The 16,226-nt window shown below is 37.4% G+C and carries 10 protein-coding genes, 1 tRNA gene, 2 rRNA genes, 1 other RNA gene and 1 pseudogene; 1 reads left to right on the top strand and 14 read right to left on the bottom strand.

The features are described from left to right. Nucleotides 1–101 precede the first annotated feature (101 nt). The 7 genes from ACWJKP_RS00310 to dnaX form a co-directional block, all read right to left on the bottom strand. Nucleotides 102–3,027: ribosomal RNA gene (locus ACWJKP_RS00310) — 23S ribosomal RNA — on the bottom strand. Nucleotides 3,028–3,319: 292 nt separating this feature from the next. Beyond that, nucleotides 3,320–4,837: ribosomal RNA gene (locus tag ACWJKP_RS00315) — 16S ribosomal RNA — on the bottom strand. Together the 16S and 23S rRNA genes form the textbook arrangement of a ribosomal RNA operon. Before the next feature lie 752 nt (nucleotides 4,838–5,589). Continuing rightward, nucleotides 5,590–5,844: a pro-sigmaK processing inhibitor BofA family protein gene (locus ACWJKP_RS00320; protein ID WP_462961370.1), complete on the bottom strand. Its 255-nt coding sequence runs from the start codon at nucleotides 5,842–5,844 to the stop codon at nucleotides 5,590–5,592. Nucleotides 5,845–5,914: 70 nt separating this feature from the next. Beyond that, complete coding sequence (locus tag ACWJKP_RS00325) at nucleotides 5,915–6,196, bottom strand: DUF2508 family protein (RefSeq protein WP_165414976.1); 282 nt, start codon at nucleotides 6,194–6,196, stop codon at nucleotides 5,915–5,917. Between the two features lie 60 nt (nucleotides 6,197–6,256). Next, nucleotides 6,257–6,853 (bottom strand): recombination mediator RecR, encoded by a 597-nt coding sequence (gene recR, locus ACWJKP_RS00330; protein ID WP_165414975.1) that lies wholly within the window; start codon nucleotides 6,851–6,853, stop codon nucleotides 6,257–6,259. Between the two features lie 42 nt (nucleotides 6,854–6,895). Beyond that, complete coding sequence (locus tag ACWJKP_RS00335) at nucleotides 6,896–7,234, bottom strand: YbaB/EbfC family nucleoid-associated protein (RefSeq protein WP_165414974.1); 339 nt, start codon at nucleotides 7,232–7,234, stop codon at nucleotides 6,896–6,898. Nucleotides 7,235–7,461: 227 nt separating this feature from the next. Next, nucleotides 7,462–9,075, bottom strand: a complete 1,614-nt coding sequence (dnaX, locus tag ACWJKP_RS00340) for a DNA polymerase III subunit gamma/tau (protein WP_165414973.1) — start codon at nucleotides 9,073–9,075, stop codon at nucleotides 7,462–7,464. Between the two features lie 268 nt (nucleotides 9,076–9,343). On the opposite strand from dnaX, the gene ACWJKP_RS00345 reads away from it, so the two are divergent. Beyond that, nucleotides 9,344–10,879, top strand: coding sequence for a transposase (locus ACWJKP_RS00345; RefSeq protein WP_224578784.1), 1,536 nt, complete (start codon nucleotides 9,344–9,346; stop codon nucleotides 10,877–10,879). A gap of 427 nt (nucleotides 10,880–11,306) precedes the next feature. On the opposite strand, the pseudogene ACWJKP_RS00350 reads toward ACWJKP_RS00345, so the two are convergent. The 7 genes and pseudogenes from ACWJKP_RS00350 to lgt form a co-directional block, all read right to left on the bottom strand. Further along, nucleotides 11,307–11,575: pseudogene (locus ACWJKP_RS00350) on the bottom strand (IS3 family transposase); the annotation flags it as partial. Between the two features lie 88 nt (nucleotides 11,576–11,663). After that, on the bottom strand, nucleotides 11,664–13,145 hold the full coding sequence (gene ltrA / locus ACWJKP_RS00355; protein ID WP_462961171.1) for a group II intron reverse transcriptase/maturase: 1,482 nt from the start codon (nucleotides 13,143–13,145) through the stop codon (nucleotides 11,664–11,666). A 525-nt stretch (nucleotides 13,146–13,670) separates the two neighbouring features. Beyond that, on the bottom strand, nucleotides 13,671–14,627 hold the full coding sequence (locus tag ACWJKP_RS00360; protein ID WP_462961668.1) for an IS3 family transposase: 957 nt from the start codon (nucleotides 14,625–14,627) through the stop codon (nucleotides 13,671–13,673). 3 nt (nucleotides 14,628–14,630) lie between these two features. Next, the gene (locus tag ACWJKP_RS00365; RefSeq protein ID WP_263492429.1) at nucleotides 14,631–14,753 is read right to left on the bottom strand and encodes a hypothetical protein; all 123 of its coding nucleotides are present in this window, start codon (nucleotides 14,751–14,753) and stop codon (nucleotides 14,631–14,633) included. A 124-nt stretch (nucleotides 14,754–14,877) separates the two neighbouring features. Continuing rightward, an RNA gene (gene ffs / locus ACWJKP_RS00370) (signal recognition particle sRNA large type) lies at nucleotides 14,878–15,143 on the bottom strand. A 10-nt stretch (nucleotides 15,144–15,153) separates the two neighbouring features. After that, nucleotides 15,154–15,243 (bottom strand) — tRNA-Ser (locus tag ACWJKP_RS00375). Nucleotides 15,244–15,451: 208 nt separating this feature from the next. Next, the gene (lgt, locus tag ACWJKP_RS00380; RefSeq protein ID WP_165415019.1) at nucleotides 15,452–16,219 is read right to left on the bottom strand and encodes a prolipoprotein diacylglyceryl transferase; all 768 of its coding nucleotides are present in this window, start codon (nucleotides 16,217–16,219) and stop codon (nucleotides 15,452–15,454) included. Between the last annotated feature and the right edge of the window lie 7 nt (nucleotides 16,220–16,226).

Below are 16,226 nucleotides of genomic sequence, written 5' to 3' on the forward strand. Positions count from 1 at the left end.
TTCTCTCAAAATTGCACAGTGAATTAGTCTTTTTGCTCACGCTCAAAGCCTTGCTTCTTTCTTACGAAAGAAGTATATCGCATTACTTTTAATTATATATTTAGGTCAAGCCCTCGACTTATTAGTATTAGTCAGCTGAACATGTTACCATGCTTACACCTCTAACCTATCAACCTGGTGGTCTTCCAGGAGTCTTACTAACACCGCACTTACGTGCGAGTTATGGGAAATCTCATCTCAGGGTGGGCTTCACGCTTAGATGCTTTCAGCGTTTATCCCTTCCAAACATAGCTACCCAGCGATGCCACTGGCGTGACAACTGGTGCACCAGAGGTTTGTCCATCCCGGTCCTCTCGTACTAAGGACAGCTCCCTTCAAATTTCCTACGCCCGCGACGGATAGGGACCGAACTGTCTCACGACGTTCTGAACCCAGCTCGCGTGCCGCTTTAATGGGCGAACAGCCCAACCCTTGGGACCTACTTCAGCCCCAGGATGCGACGAGCCGACATCGAGGTGCCAAACCTCCCCGTCGATGTGGACTCTTGGGGGAGATCAGCCTGTTATCCCCGAGGTAGCTTTTATCCGTTGAGCGATGGCCCTCCCACGAGGTACCACCGGATCACTAAGCCCGACTTTCGTCCCTGCTCCACTTGTAAGTGTCGCAGTCAGGCTCCCTTCTGCCTTTGCACTCTTCGCGCGATTTCCAACCGCGCTGAGGGAACCTTTGGGCGCCTCCGTTACTTTTTTGGAGGCGACCGCCCCAGTCAAACTGCCCACCTAACAATGTCCTGTGACCAGATTCATGGCCTCCAGTTAGAACCTCAGTACTGTCAGGGTGGTATCCCAAGGATGACTCCACACAGGCTGACGCCCATGTTTCTCAGTCTCCCACCTATCCTGTACAGACAATACCGAAATTCAATGCTAAGCTACAGTAAAGCTCTACGGGGTCTTTCCGTCCAATCGCGGGTAGCAAGCATCTTCACTTGCACTACAATTTCGCCGGATGTGTTGTTGAGACAGTGCCCAAATCATTACGCCATTCGTGCGGGTCGGAACTTACCCGACAAGGAATTTCGCTACCTTAGGACCGTTATAGTTACGGCCGCCGTTTACTGGGGCTTAAGTTCATACCTTCGCTTGCGCTAAGTAATCCCCTTAACCTTCCAGCACCGGGCAGGCGTCAGCCCCTATACATCAGCTTTCGCTTTAGCAGAGACCTGTGTTTTTGCTAAACAGTTGCTTGGGCCTATTCTCTGCGACCTACTTACGTAGGCACCCCTTCTCCCGAAGTTACGGGGTCAATTTGCCGAGTTCCTTAACAACAATTCTTCCGATGGTCTTAGGATTCTCTCCTCACCTACCTGTGTCGGTTTGCGGTACGGGCACCAATATCCTCGATAGAGACTTTTCTTGGCAGCGTGGAATCAGATACTTCGGGAATAAATTCCCTTCCCCATCACATCTCAGCGTTAAGAGCAAACGGATTTGCCTGCTTGCTCCGCCTAAATGCTTAGACACACATCCAATAGTGTGCACATCTTATCCTCCTGCGTCATCCCATTTCTAATAACGTCCATTGGTGGTATCGGAATATCAACCGATTGTCCATCACCTACGCCTTTCGGCCTCGGCTTAGGTCCCGACTAACCCTGAGAGGACGAGCCTTCCTCAGGAAACCTTAGGTTTTCGACCGTTAAGATTCTCACTTAACTCTCGCTACTCATGCCAACATTCTCACTTCTGTACCGTCCACCACTCCTTACGGTATGACTTCAGCCAGTACAGAAAGCTCCTCTACCGCGTACACAATTGTGTACACCCATAGCTTCGGTGGTAAGTTTTAGCCCCGGACATCTTCGGCGCAGGATCTCTTGACTAGTGAGCTATTACGCACTCTTTAAATGAGTGGCTGCTTCTGAGCCAACATCCTAGTTGTCTTAGAAATCCCACATCCTTTTCCACTTAACTTACACTTTGGGACCTTAGCTGATGGTCTGGGCTGTTTCCCTTTTGACTACGGATCTTATCATTCGCAGTCTGACTGCCGAAATAAAAGTATATGGCATTCGGAGTTTGATAGGGTTCAGTAACTGTTGTCAGCCCCTAGCCCATTCAGTGCTCTACCTCCATTACTCAATTAATCGACGCTAGCCCTAAAGCTATTTCGAGGAGAACCAGCTATCTCCGAGTTCGATTGGAATTTCTCCGCTATCCACAGCTCATCCCATGGTTTTTCAACACCAACGTGGTTCGGACCTCCACGGAATTTTACTTCCGCTTCATCCTGGCCATGGATAGGTCACCCGGTTTCGGGTCTACGACATGCAACTATGCGCCCTATTCAGACTTGGTTTCCCTTCGGCTCCGTACCTTAAGTACTTAACCTTGCTACATATCGTAACTCGTTGGCTCGTTCTACAAAAAGCACGCCGTCACACATATAAAGTGCTTCGACCGGTTGTAGGCACACGGTTTCAGGTTCTATTTCACTCCCCTTCCGGGGTTCTTTTCACCTTTCCCTCACGGTACTTCTTCACTATCGGTCACTAGGTAGTATTTAGCCTTGGGAGGTGGTCCTCCCAGCTTCCCACAAGGTTTCACGTGTCTCGTGGTACTCTGGATTAGATCTGACTGTTTTTCCTTTTCATTTACAGGCCTATTACCTTCTGCGGAGCAGCTTTCCAGCTATCTTCAATTAAGGAATTGCAGTATTTATGATCTATCCTCAACCCCCAGATCAAAGACCTGGGTTTGGGCTCTTTCCCTTTCGCTCGCCGCTACTTAGGAAATCGATGTTTCTTTCTCTTCCTCCGGGTACTTAGATGTTTCAGTTCCCCGGGTCTACCTCTGCATACCTATTTATTCAGTATGCAGTACATAGTTGTTACTATGTGGGTTCCCCCATTCGGAAATCTTTGGATCACAGGCTATTTGCGCCTACCCAAAGCTTATCGCAGCTTAACGCGTCCTTCTTCGGCTCCTAGTGCCAAGGCATTCGCCATGCGCCCTTTGTAGCTTGACCTTGATTCTGTCTATTTACATAGACGATTATATTAATTTTGCGAAATTGTATTAAATCAATTTATAAACTACTTGCGTAGTTTTAATTTTTTTAAAACAACTTTTTTCACTGTGCAATTTTCAAAGAACATTTTAAGAAAAACTATTCATTATTTAACTCCTAAGAGTTAGATAAAATTAGTCTCTCAAAATTAAACAGAGAACTAGGTACGATTAATTACAATAGATATTTTTGAAGAACAAATAAATATTCTTCTATTGCATCGACCGAAGTCAATACATCTACTCCCTAGAAAGGAGGTGATCCAGCCGCAGGTTCTCCTACGGCTACCTTGTTACGACTTCACCCCAATCATCAATCCCACCTTCGGCCGCTGGCTCCTTACGGTTACCTCACGGACTTCGGGTGTTACCAACTCTCATGGTGTGACGGGCGGTGTGTACAAGGCCCGGGAACGTATTCACCGCGACATGCTGATTCGCGATTACTAGCAACTCCGGCTTCATGTAGGCGAGTTGCAGCCTACAATCCGAACTGGGATGAGTTTTTGAGTTTGGCTCCACCTTGCGGTCTTGCATCTCTTTGTACTCACCATTGTAGCACGTGTGTAGCCCTAGACATAAGGGGCATGATGATTTGACGTCATCCCCACCTTCCTCCCGGTTAACCCGGGCAGTCTCACTAGAGTGCTCAACTTAATGGTAGCAACTAATGATAAGGGTTGCGCTCGTTGCGGGACTTAACCCAACATCTCACGACACGAGCTGACGACAACCATGCACCACCTGTCACCCTGTCCCGAAGGACTTCGCCCATCTCTGGGTTATGCAGGGGATGTCAAGTCTAGGTAAGGTTCTTCGCGTTGCTTCGAATTAAACCACATGCTCCGCTGCTTGTGCGGGCCCCCGTCAATTCCTTTGAGTTTTAATCTTGCGATCGTACTCCCCAGGCGGAATACTTAATGTGTTAACGGCGGCACCGAGGTTCGACCCCCGACACCTAGTATTCATCGTTTACGGCGTGGACTACCAGGGTATCTAATCCTGTTTGCTCCCCACGCTTTCATGCCTCAGCGTCAGTTACAGTCCAGTAAGTCGCCTTCGCCACTGGTGTTCTTCCTAATCTCTACGCATTTCACCGCTACACTAGGAATTCCACTTACCTCTCCTGCACTCTAGACACCCAGTTTCAAATGCAGCACCCAAGTTAAGCTCGGGTATTTCACATCTGACTTAAATGTCCGCCTACGCATCCTTTACGCCCAGTAAATCCGGACAACGCTTGCCACCTACGTATTACCGCGGCTGCTGGCACGTAGTTAGCCGTGGCTTCCTCCTCTGGTACCGTCATTATCGTCCCAGAAGACAGAACTTTACAACCCGAAGGCCTTCATCATTCACGCGGCGTTGCTGCGTCAGGGTTTCCCCCATTGCGCAATATTCCCCACTGCTGCCTCCCGTAGGAGTCTGGACCGTGTCTCAGTTCCAATGTGGCCGATCACCCTCTCAGGTCGGCTACGCATCGTCGCCTTGGTGAGCCGTTACCTCACCAACTAGCTAATGCGCCGCGGGTCCATCTCAAAGTGGAATTTTCCGAAGAAAAATCCTTTGATGTTTCGATCATGCGACCAAAACATATTATGCGGTATTAATCTCCCTTTCGGGAGGCTATTCCCCTCTTTGAGGCAGGTTACCCACGTGTTACTCACCCGTCCGCCGCTAATCCACCCCGAAGGGTTTCATCGCTCGACTTGCATGTGTTAGGCACGCCGCCAGCGTTCGTCCTGAGCCAGGATCAAACTCTCAATTTAAAAGTTTACACTTTTTTAGTTGAAATGATTAATCTGCGACAACTGTTAAGTTGTTACGCAAGCTCATTACATACTTTTAGCCTTACGACTAAATTTTACTTTATACTAAAGTAATTAACTGGTTTAACGAAATATTATTTCGCTATCTTTACCTATTTCTCTGTTTAATTTTCAAAGACCAATTTGTTTCGTCATTATGTGACGACTTCTACTATTGTACTAGGTATTTCTTGTTTTGTCAACATTTTTTTATTATTATAAAAATGTGTTTTTAAAGTAATATTCAAATGTTAACTTATCAATTTTCACCTTAATAGTTACTCACTCATAGCGACAAGGAATATCTTATCATAGAATATTCTCTATAAAATTAAGTTTAAAGCAATTAAAATAAAACATGTTTCGCATTCTTGGATTTTTAAACTTTTTCTCTATATATCTTATATTGATACACCAGGATAGTTATTTTAATAATACTTACTAGTATTTAATAAGTGCCTATCTCATACAATAATTTCAACAATTATCACATATATTAAATGTTCTCCTTAACGAGCTACAAATATACCATTATAAAATCTTTTATTTATAAAAGATTAAATTATCTCCTGCGTATCTACACTATTATAAAATTAACCCTACCCTAATTTTATAATTTATTAACAAATAACAAATAGAGTAATATCCCTTATAAGAGATTTTACTCTATTTGTTATTTGTTATTTATATAAACCACCATTACTACGGTAACATCACATTAACATTCTAAAAATTATTAAAAATATTACTCCCGGTACTCCTAAAACTCCTGCAATTAGTGACGTTACAGCATTTATCGGAATTGTTATCCCTACATACTTGCCTAGAAAATTAGCAAGCAGCAATAGTAAGACACCAAAAACACAATTCAATATTAATTTAACCAGTATTTTTAGTGGCCAAGAAAAGAGCTTGACTACAATTAACATCCCCACTATACCAATTAAAAAATATAATGCTATATCCATATCTCAATCCCCCTATGTAAATCTTTAATTTACCTTTTTTTATTATGTTTTTAACTTACTTTAAATTTTTTTATCTATTGATGCTAGCACCAATCTCCTCGATCATGTAGCTAGCATCAATAGTTACACCTTTTCTTCTAGCTTCTAATAAAAAATATATGTATCTAGCTTTAGATTGATCTTCTCTATAAATTGCATAGTCTACAAGTCTGGGGTCATCTGCCACTTGAAAGTATTTTTTTGCAGTTTCCCACTCAAGTTTGGCTTCTTCTAACTGGATAATAATATCCTTTTGTTCCTGTGTATATTTTAAAGTTGAAAATAATATTTCAATTATTTTTTTTCTATTCATAATAAAAACCTCCCATTTTATATCTTCTCTAAATTCTTGACATAAAACAGGAGTAATATTCTATATTTCTTTTCTTCCTTCTAAAGCTTTAGAAAGGGTTACTTCATCTATATATTCTAAATCTCCACCAACGGGGATACCATGTGCAATCCTTGTGACTTTTGCGCCTAAAGGTTTTAATATTTTAGATATATACATAGCTGTAGCTTCCCCTTCTATGTTGGGATTCGTTGCAACTATTACTTCGCTAACTTCTCCATTAATCCTTCTTATCAGTTCTCTTAATTTTATATCTTCAGGGCCTCTTCCTGACATAGGCGATATTGTCCCATGAAGAACATGATAAACCCCATTAAATTCCCTTACTTTTTCCATAGTCATAATATCTTTTGGATCTTCAACTACACATATGGTGCTCTTATCCCTATTAGGGTTAGAACAAATTGCGCAAGGGTTTGTATCTGTAAAACTTCCGCATATAGAACAGTATTTTACGGTCCCTCTAGCTTCTACCAGTGCATGAGCAAACTCCTCTACTTCTTCCTTTGGAAGATTTAGAACAAATAAAGCCAGCCTCTGAGCTGTTTTTCGCCCTATACCAGGCAGTTTGGCAAATTCTTCTATAAGTTTTTCTATTGCTACTGGATATAAATCCAATCTAGTCACCTCATAACAATGTAGTTTTTAAGCTACTGTTTATTAGAACATTCCTGGCATGTTCATTCCACCTGTTAATTTACCCATTTCATTACTTGATTCATCTTCTGCTTTCTTTAGAGCTTCATTACAAGCACTCATAATTAAATCTTCTAGCATTTCAATATCATCTGGATCTACTACTTCTGGTTTTATCTTCACTTCAACAAGTTGTCTCTTTCCGTTAGCTATTGCGGTTACCGCTCCACCACCAACAGATGATTCAAATTTCTTGTCTCCTAAGTCTTTTTGCATATCTTCCATTTGTTTTTGAAATTTTTGAGCTTGCTTCATTAAACTATTCATATTTCCACCCATACCTGGAAATCCACCTTTTGCCATAATAGTTACCTCCTATATATTAGTTATTCTAGTTAATATTATAATATTTATCTCCTCTAGATTTGCAACTACTAAAATTTAATTTAAAAGTTTATAATCTAAAATGAAACATATTGCTAATCCATTATAACTTTCTATATTATTATATACTAATACCTATAATAATTTCCATTAAATAAATAAATATTTTTTATTAATAATATGCATTTATTCTAGTATCCTAGACTTTATTCATCTAGTACTTCCACAAGATCTTCTCCAAATGTTTCTTTTAGTATATCCTCAGGTGATCTAGCCTGTATTTCATCAGATTCTATAGTATATTTTATTTTTACCGGTTCTTTTAGTGATTCAGAAAATATTTCTTCTATTATATTTCTATTATCCTCTTTCTCTAATCTAATTTTATTAAAGGCATATTGCTTTTCGTAACCTAGTTCTATTACACCTCCATCGCATGACACAATTTCTCCTGTCATTAAAGACGCATATATAACCATATGTCTTCGTGCTTTGAACATATCTAAAATATCCTTAAAAGATTTTTTTACAATGTCCACGGTTAAATTAGAGTTAGCATTATGCTTTTGTACTGGTCTTATTTCTGTTTTTTTATTTGTTTTACCTTTTAAGGGACTACTCTTTTCGGAAACTCTAGGAGTTACACTTTCACATGCTACAGTTATCTTCCCTTGTTTAATTATTTCCTCTAATTTGTTTATTCTAGATAATAGTACTTCTTTTGATGTGTCATACTCTATTTTGCACATTTTAATAACTGCAAGTTCTAAATAAATTCTATTTTGCTTACTCCATTTAGCTTGTTCCTGCGCATCTTGAAGTATCTTTATATTTCTCATAATCTCTTCTACTCTAATTTTAGCTGCTTGCTTCTTTAAAATATATATATTTTCACTGGACATATCTAAAATATCCTCTACATTTTCACTTACTTTAGCCATCAAAAGATTTCTCATATGAGTGGTCATATCTTTTATAAATACATATATATCCTTACCACTAATAACTATTTCATTTATGACCTTTATTGCCACTTCAATATTCCTATCTATTACACTTTCCGAAAGTTTTATAAGACTCTCAGACGTTACAAGTCCTAACATATCTATAACATTATCATATTCTACCCTGCCGTCATTCATTGATATGGCTTGGTCTAGAACGCTTAGGGCGTCTCTCATTGCTCCATCAGAAATTCTTGATATTAATTTTAAACTATTATCGTCGACAAAAACGCCTTGCTGCTCAACAATTTTTCGAAGTCTTTCAAATATATCCGCACTCTTTATTCTTTTAAAGTCAAATCTCTGGCATCTTGATAGTATTGTTATTGGTAATTTTTGAGGATCAGTTGTGGCTAATATAAATATTATGTGGCTCGGCGGTTCCTCTAGTGTTTTTAAGAATGCATTAACTGCCCCTATGGATAACATATGAACCTCATCTATAATATAAACTTTATACCTAGCTTCCTGTGGTGGATACTGAACATCTTCAATTATATCACGAATATTATCTACTCCATTATGTGATGCTGCGTCTAGCTCAGTAACATCTATCGCTGTTCCTGCATTTATCTTCTTACACATTTCACATTCATTGCAAGGCTCTCCATGATCCGAATTTAAGCAATTAACCGCTTTCGCCAGTATCTTAGCTGTTGAAGTTTTTCCCGTTCCTCTTGTGCCACATAAAAGATATGCGTGAGCTATTCGCTCGCTATTTATTTGATTTTTTAAAGTTATAGTCACATGCTCCTGACCTACTACATCTTGAAAAGTTTTTGGTCTCCATTCTCTATATAAAGCTTTATACGCCACAAATTTCACCTCTTTTAAGTATGGTGTGCACTCTCGGAAACTCTTAAGGTACTGCTAACTCTTGATTCATTTTGCTCAAAAATCAACTTCACCTCAAAAATTCGTGGTGCCTCATATTGTACGAATAACCTAGAAAATTTAAGCTATTCGTATTACTTTTAATCTTTTTTACTTAAACATTGTGAAATAAGACTTGACAGCTAGTAAAAATTCGCAAAATTAAATATGTATATTTTTTTACATTATTTCATTTGCGAGGAGTGTTTTTATGTTAACTGTTAAGGTTTCTCATTCTCAATATCAATATTTTCTTGAAACATTTTTAGAAAAATTCTATATTCAAACCAATCAACAAATCACTTTGTTTGAGCGTAGTTCACAAATAACTAAAATCTGGTCTACCGACCTAACCGGAATTGTCCCTCTAATAGAAAGTACTTACTCTAAATCTAATCAAGGGGCTCCGCCCAAAGATGCGGTAGCATTACTCAGGTCACTTATTATCATGGCTTATTGTAAAGAAACTAGTATATCATCTTGGGTAAAAACATTACGTTCAGACCCTTTCTATTCAATTTTATCTGGCTTTATACCCGCTTGCTATTCAGACTCTAAAGCCGAAGGCATACATGTTGACCGAATTCCTGGTGTAGGTACTTTTTATGATTTTATGGATAGGCTGATTCATAAGGATAAGATCCTTAATAAATCCAAACTGCGTAAAATTAAACGTAAACCACGTAAAAAACAAAAGAAAAACCAAAAGATGAATAACTCCAAGTCTGGTGTAGTTGACCGTTTAGTTAAAAGAATCTTAAAATATGATAATTCAAAGCTCCTTGACAGAAGCGAATCCAAAATGAACAACATACTTAAAGAATTATTTGTTATTCCTTCTTTATCAATGGGTATTTTGGGCGATCCTTCTAAACTAAATATTGCTGGCGACGGAACCTGTATGCCAACACAGGCTTCGCCTTACGGTAAAAAAGTTTGTGATTGCAAACTTAAACCAGGAGAACATTGTGACTGTTATCGAAAGTTTACCGACCCCAGTGCTAGCTGGGGTTGGGATAGCTTTAATGAACATTATTACTATGGTCATACCTATCACGGATTTACTGCCTGTGATAGCTTTTACAGCCTACCTATCCATATTAAATTTGTTAGCGCGGCACGCCATGATGCTGTTACTGGCGTTTATGCACTTAAAGAACTTGTGGATTTATATCCTGAAATTAAATTTCATTCTGTAGCCTTAGATTCTGCTTATGATGCTAATGCTTTTTATCTTTTATGCATGCATTATGGAATAAATCCTATTATTGATTTAAATTCACGTTCTTCAAAACCTTCATCAAATAGTGAATTTGTTAAACTTGATAAGAATGCTATTCCACACGGAACTGTTTGTGGACATCAGCTTCGTAATTGGGGAATTATTAGTAAACAATATAGACATAAATGGTTATTCCCAGTTCAATGTGAAAACTGTGAAAAATGTCCTATGAAAAGCAATAAATCTTATTACACTAAAACATTAGACAACCCAAGGTATTTCACTCCAATATTAAGAGGTTCAAAACAATGGAAATCTCTTTATAAAAGACGTTCAACTACTGAAAGATGTTGGGATAGAATAAATAACAATTTTCATGCTGAAGATGCAATTATTTATTCTGTTGGGTGTAGAATAACAAGGGTATTTCTTGGTGCATTTTGCTGTTTCATAGATGCTTGGGCATCAGAAAGATTAATAGCCCTTGCCGATATTTTCCCAACTCTTAAAAATATAGCTGCGTAATTTAAAATAAATTTCAATTCAATAACCAGCCTACGGCTTTTTTAAAATAGTGTATAAAAAAGTCTTTTTGTCATGTCCGTAATTAATTCAAATATAACTTTTCATTCAAATAAGCACTTTTAATACTTAAATATGGAAATTGTTAATTATTGTTTTCCGACTATACTAGTATGGTATTTGTTTTTATCGCAAATCCTTATCGATTTGTAAACTTAACTATTAAAATCCCGTATTCTCTTATTTAAATAATTATATCATTTAAATCAAAATATTAGTTTATATTTATATAAAAAATAAAATCATATTCCACATGACTAATTTATATTTAACAATTAATTTAAATTTTATTTATAATTCTCAAACAAATAAAAAAGATGCTTTTATAAACTGTTACCTATGTCAAGGACACTCTAAAAAAAAGGTGCTATCAAGCTAAGAGATGGTTCCTGTATTGTACAGGAGCCATCTTTTTCAAGTCCCACTGGTATCTATAATTATTATAATATGTGATATACCTATCTATCATTTTCTTAACATTTTCAAGAGTAGTACAGGACTTTAAATCTATCTCATCTTTCATATGTCCAAAAATGATTCCTGAGGGGCATTGTCCCAACAGTTACCTCTACGCGACATTGACTGCGATAATTTGTGCTTTTTTAGTAGCTTTTGAAATGTTGGACTTGTATAATCGACTAAAGAAAAGGGATTGCTCCCTTCCCCTCGTCTAAGAACCGTACGTGAGAGTTTCCCGCTCATACGGCTCAAGCATTTCTTCACCTTTTCAGGCGGCATTCAGTGATTGTAGTTTCATTCTTCTTTTAACAAAATATTCCTTATGTAAAAAAGGATTTTGAGAGATTTTCAAATTTGGGTGTCGGACTATTTTGATTCGCCTTAAATTAATAAGAGAATAGTCTTCTGTCATAAAAACCCATATTTTGTATCCCTTCTGATGCCAATACTTATTAATTCGCCACCGTTTATTTTTATTTGGGTGTCGATGCTTTGCCCAATAATGTAATAAGTAATAAAGTGTGTTGTTAATGTAAGAAAAAACTTGACTGGCTACCGTGTGTTTATGATAGTTAGTCCAACCTCTTATTACAGAATTGAGTCTACGAATTATATCCGATTGAGTGCATGCTTTCCCTTCTTTAAGAATAATAGTGGAACATTTCCTTATCAAGCTTTTTATTGAACCTTTTGAAGGTTTAACAATAAGTTTTTCTTTGAATTTCCGAAATGTCCAACCTAGAAAGTCAAAACCTTCATTTATATGGGTAATTCTAGTCTTTTCTTCAGATAACACTAGTCCTCGAGTTTCAAGAAACTGACTAACAACTTCTTTAAGTTCTATTGCAACTTCTTTAGTATTTGCAGTTATTATAAAGTCATCAGCATATCGTACTAGATTTACTTTGGTTTTTGCACGATAGTGATTTTCGATATTCCCTTTTGTGTTACGATGGTATTTATCTTGAATCACCTTTTCAAGACCATCAAGTGCCATGTTTGCATAAAGACTTGATATGGCACCTCCTTGCGGAGAACATGTGTCCGTCGGAAATAACTTACCCTCGTATATAAACCCTGATTTCAGAAACTGTTTCATGATTCTTTTATCCATTGGAATGTTTTCTTGTAACCAACTATGGTTGATGTTATCAAAGCATCCCTTTATGTCTCCTTCTAATATCCATGTAGGAGAGCATTTTCTTGCTAGTACATTAAATATTTGTTCACATGCATCTTTGGCACTTCTTCCCTGACGAAACCCAAACGAGATGTTATCACCTTTGGTTTCAGCAATCGGTTCGAGTGCTAATGCATATAAAGTCTGCATTGCTCTATCATACATTGTCGGGATTCCTAAAGGTCGCTTCTTATTCTTGCCTTTTTTTGCAATATAAACTCTTTTGAGTGGTTTTGATTTGTAATGTTTACCATTAAGTTTAAGTACCGCTTTCATTTTTGAGGCAGAAGTGGACCATAGTTTTTTATCAACACCTGATGTCTTCTTTCCTTTGTTGGTGGTTACCTTTTTCACTGCATAGGCTTTTGCCGAAAAAGAATGTGTCAGTAAATATTGTAGCTGTTTTGCTTTGTTTTTATCACCTTTCACTGTTGCCTTAGCGATACGGGACTGTAGCCTATTAACATCATTTTGTACTTGTATCCAATCAATGGAATCCCATTTGTCTGCAAGTGTTTTAGTGTCTTTTAGCCTCTCGGTTTTATCCGTCGTTGAGTTATTAAAATTCATAAGTTTACCGTCCTTTCCTGACAAGAAATACCATAGGACAAGTCAGCACCCTTTCAGGTTAGAGCAAAGTTTGAACTCTTATCTGTTTTTATTACAAAAACGGCTTTCGCTTTTTATCCTTTTCTTCTGCCCTCTATATCATTTCTTCACCTTGCGGGTAGATACCTTATGTTTAAGGAATATATAGGGTTTACCAAGTTCCACGTAATATATAATTATGAATGCCTTAAGAGCCACCTTTAAACCGGGAGTGCTTCATCCAATCGCATTGGTTTAACAGTTGGCCTTTGCTTGACTCCGTACCTTTTGGTCAAAGCGTTTCAGCCTATTTCGCTTTCTCCAGCGTAACGATTCCTACAGTGATTCACTTTACGTTCTCCATAGCATTCTTACCCTAGCAGTTGTTCCAGATTAGGCTTCTCGAACTTCCACATCGTCTCATGAGCTTTCTAACCCAGACGTTACCATCCACGCTAGTCATGATAGGGTTACCCCGAATGGATAGGGTAGTCTTTCGACAATATATTACGCGACTTCTTGTCGCACATGACTACCTTGATCTGAATGAATAAAGGCATCTTTTGTTAACGTTACTCGTCTGTTTTTAACTAGCTTCTTTATTGTATCTAAGGCTATATCAAGTGTTATTCTATTTGAAGTTTGATACGCTAATATTTCATTTGTTGAGGAGTCCTTAATTGTGGATAAGTAAGCCATTTTACTATTACCGTATGGTAAATATGTTATATCAGTAAGAAGAACCTTTCCTGGCGTAGTCTGCTTGAATTCACGATTCAAAATATTTTTTACTACGCTATGCTCTTTCGTTGCTTTAGCAATTCTTCTATATGGATTTACCTTTCTGTGAGGACATATTATTTCATATTTGTTCATAATCCTACGGATACGTTTTATACTATATATAATATTAAATTCATTTTTCAAAGTCATTTTAATAGATCTAGAGCCTTTCTTGTAACCCCTTCGATTAAACGCCTTCAATATTAAGTCCCTATCCTCTAAATCACGCTGCTCGCGTTCAATCTGTATATCCTTTGAAGCAATATAATTGTAGTACCCAGATCTAGACACTCCTGATAATTCGCATAAGTATCTGGTTACATTTTTAAAGCTATATTTTTCAATAACTTCTTTTATAGTTTTAAAAACATCGCTTGATTTGATTTTGTTATTTTTTTGTACCACCTGCCTTTCTTTCGCGTCTAATTTTTTTAACAATTCTACCTGTGCCTCAAGCAGTTTTATTTTAGCATCTTGCCTCTCTATTATTTCTTCTTTTGTAATCTCGGTAGAGCGTAGTCTACCACTTGACCCTTTCCTTGTGTCTTCTAACCCAATTATTCCGTCTTTTTTGTAAGCTGCACTCCACCTATATGCTGATTGTTCGATTCTGCCTAATCCAATTACATTTATATCAAACCCATTTTCGGCAAAAATCTGTCTTGGTAGTTTTCCAGCTATATATTAATCTATAAATAATATTTTAAATTCATAATTATATGTGATCGCATATTCACTAACTTTTTTAACATTTTTATTATTTTCAAGGGTTATAATATCTTTTGGGGTAAATAAAATCTTACTCATTTGCAACCATCCTATCTATATATAAATTATACGAAAAAAATACCTATAATCCAAACACTTTTTTTTCAAGTGTCCTTCCTATAGGTACCATTATATTATAGGCATCTTATATTTTTTATGTAAACCGTACACCTCGCTTCGATATATAAACTATGCGCGTTACCTATACAGTTAGCTCAAACCAGGTTGCTCCACGGCACATGGAAGGTTTCACTTACCGCTGCTTCCTTCCGGATCTCACGGGGTTCATGAATTTCCATTGCGTGGGACCAAGTTCTCAACACCACTTATATAGGGCAGACCACACATTTTATAACCTATGCGAGGAATTCACCCCTGCTGTAGCGGATTGCAGGTTACAGGGCACCGCTAACTCCCCGGCTAGTACGGAAATATAAACTGGTGGAAAAAGAGGGATTCGAACCCTCGGTAGAGTCGCCCCTACACACGCTTTCCAGGCATGCTCCTTAAGCCACTCGGACATCTCTCCATAAATCGTTTTAATCTTTGTATACACATAAGTAGTGCAACATAAATAATTATACTATTAATAAATAGTAATTTCAATAGTTAATTGCTAAAATTTTTTTGAAATTTTTCCTAATCATTAATATTGTATTACCTTATATTTCTCTAATCTACTTATATATATACATATTTAAATAATTATTTCTATAATTTATAATAATTATTATAAATTAGTGGCATGAATCCCTTCGCTTCCAGTTTATAGCAAGGAATATAACCCATAAAGCAATTCCTGCTAAGCTTATTAGCTGTGCCACCCTTAAATCTCCAAACATTAAACTATCAGTTCTTAATCCTTCTATAAAGAATCGTGCTAAGGAATATAATCCTATATAGCTAAAAAACACCGTTCCTCTCTTACGTGTTTTTGTTAATAAATAAATCAGCAATAAACATACCATAACATTCCATATTGATTCATAAAGAAAAGTTGGGTGATAATAAACTCCTTCTATTAACATTCCATTTTGTATAAAATCCGGGAACTTGCTTATAAATCCTTGAGTAACCGGCCCACCATGGGCTTCCCTATTAAAGAAATTTCCCCATCTGCCTATAGCCTGAGCAATAATTATAGAAGGTGCTGCTACATCCGCAAATTCTAAGAGACTCTCTTTTTTATACCTCGTATATATTAACGCTGCTATCATCCCAAATATAATTCCACCATGAATAGCAAGCCCACCTTGACGTGTATTGAACACTTCTATTAAATTATCTTTATATTGATTAAATTCAAAAATCACATAATAAGCTCTAGCTCCAATAATCGCTATCGGAAAAGATATTAGTACAATATTTAAAAATTCATCATAATCAAGCTTTTTCAGCTTACAAGTTGAATTTGCCAATACAATTCCGACCATCATTCCTATCGAAATAAGAATACCGTACCATCTAATTGTGAGTCCAAATATATTAAAAGCTATTGGGTCCATAAGTAAC

This window comes from Clostridium sp. CM037, assembly GCF_055081095.1.

What these genes read in the sequence shown, in the direction of transcription:
- ltrA (WP_462961171.1), bottom strand. Translation starts at nt 13,145, where the DNA reads ATGAATTTTAATAACTCAACGACGGATAAAACCGAGAGGCTAAAAGAC.
- ACWJKP_RS00325 (WP_165414976.1), bottom strand. Translation starts at nt 6,196, where the DNA reads ATGAATAGAAAAAAAATAATTGAAATATTATTTTCAACTTTAAAATAT.
- ACWJKP_RS00365 (WP_263492429.1), bottom strand. Translation starts at nt 14,753, where the DNA reads ATGAGTAAGATTTTATTTACCCCAAAAGATATTATAACCCTTGAAAAT.
- ACWJKP_RS00345 (WP_224578784.1), top strand. Translation starts at nt 9,344, where the DNA reads ATGTTAACTGTTAAGGTTTCTCATTCTCAATATCAATATTTTCTTGAA.
- ACWJKP_RS00320 (WP_462961370.1), bottom strand. Translation starts at nt 5,844, where the DNA reads ATGGATATAGCATTATATTTTTTAATTGGTATAGTGGGGATGTTAATT.
- lgt (WP_165415019.1), bottom strand. Translation starts at nt 16,219, where the DNA reads ATGGACCCAATAGCTTTTAATATATTTGGACTCACAATTAGATGGTAC.
- ACWJKP_RS00335 (WP_165414974.1), bottom strand. Translation starts at nt 7,234, where the DNA reads ATGGCAAAAGGTGGATTTCCAGGTATGGGTGGAAATATGAATAGTTTA.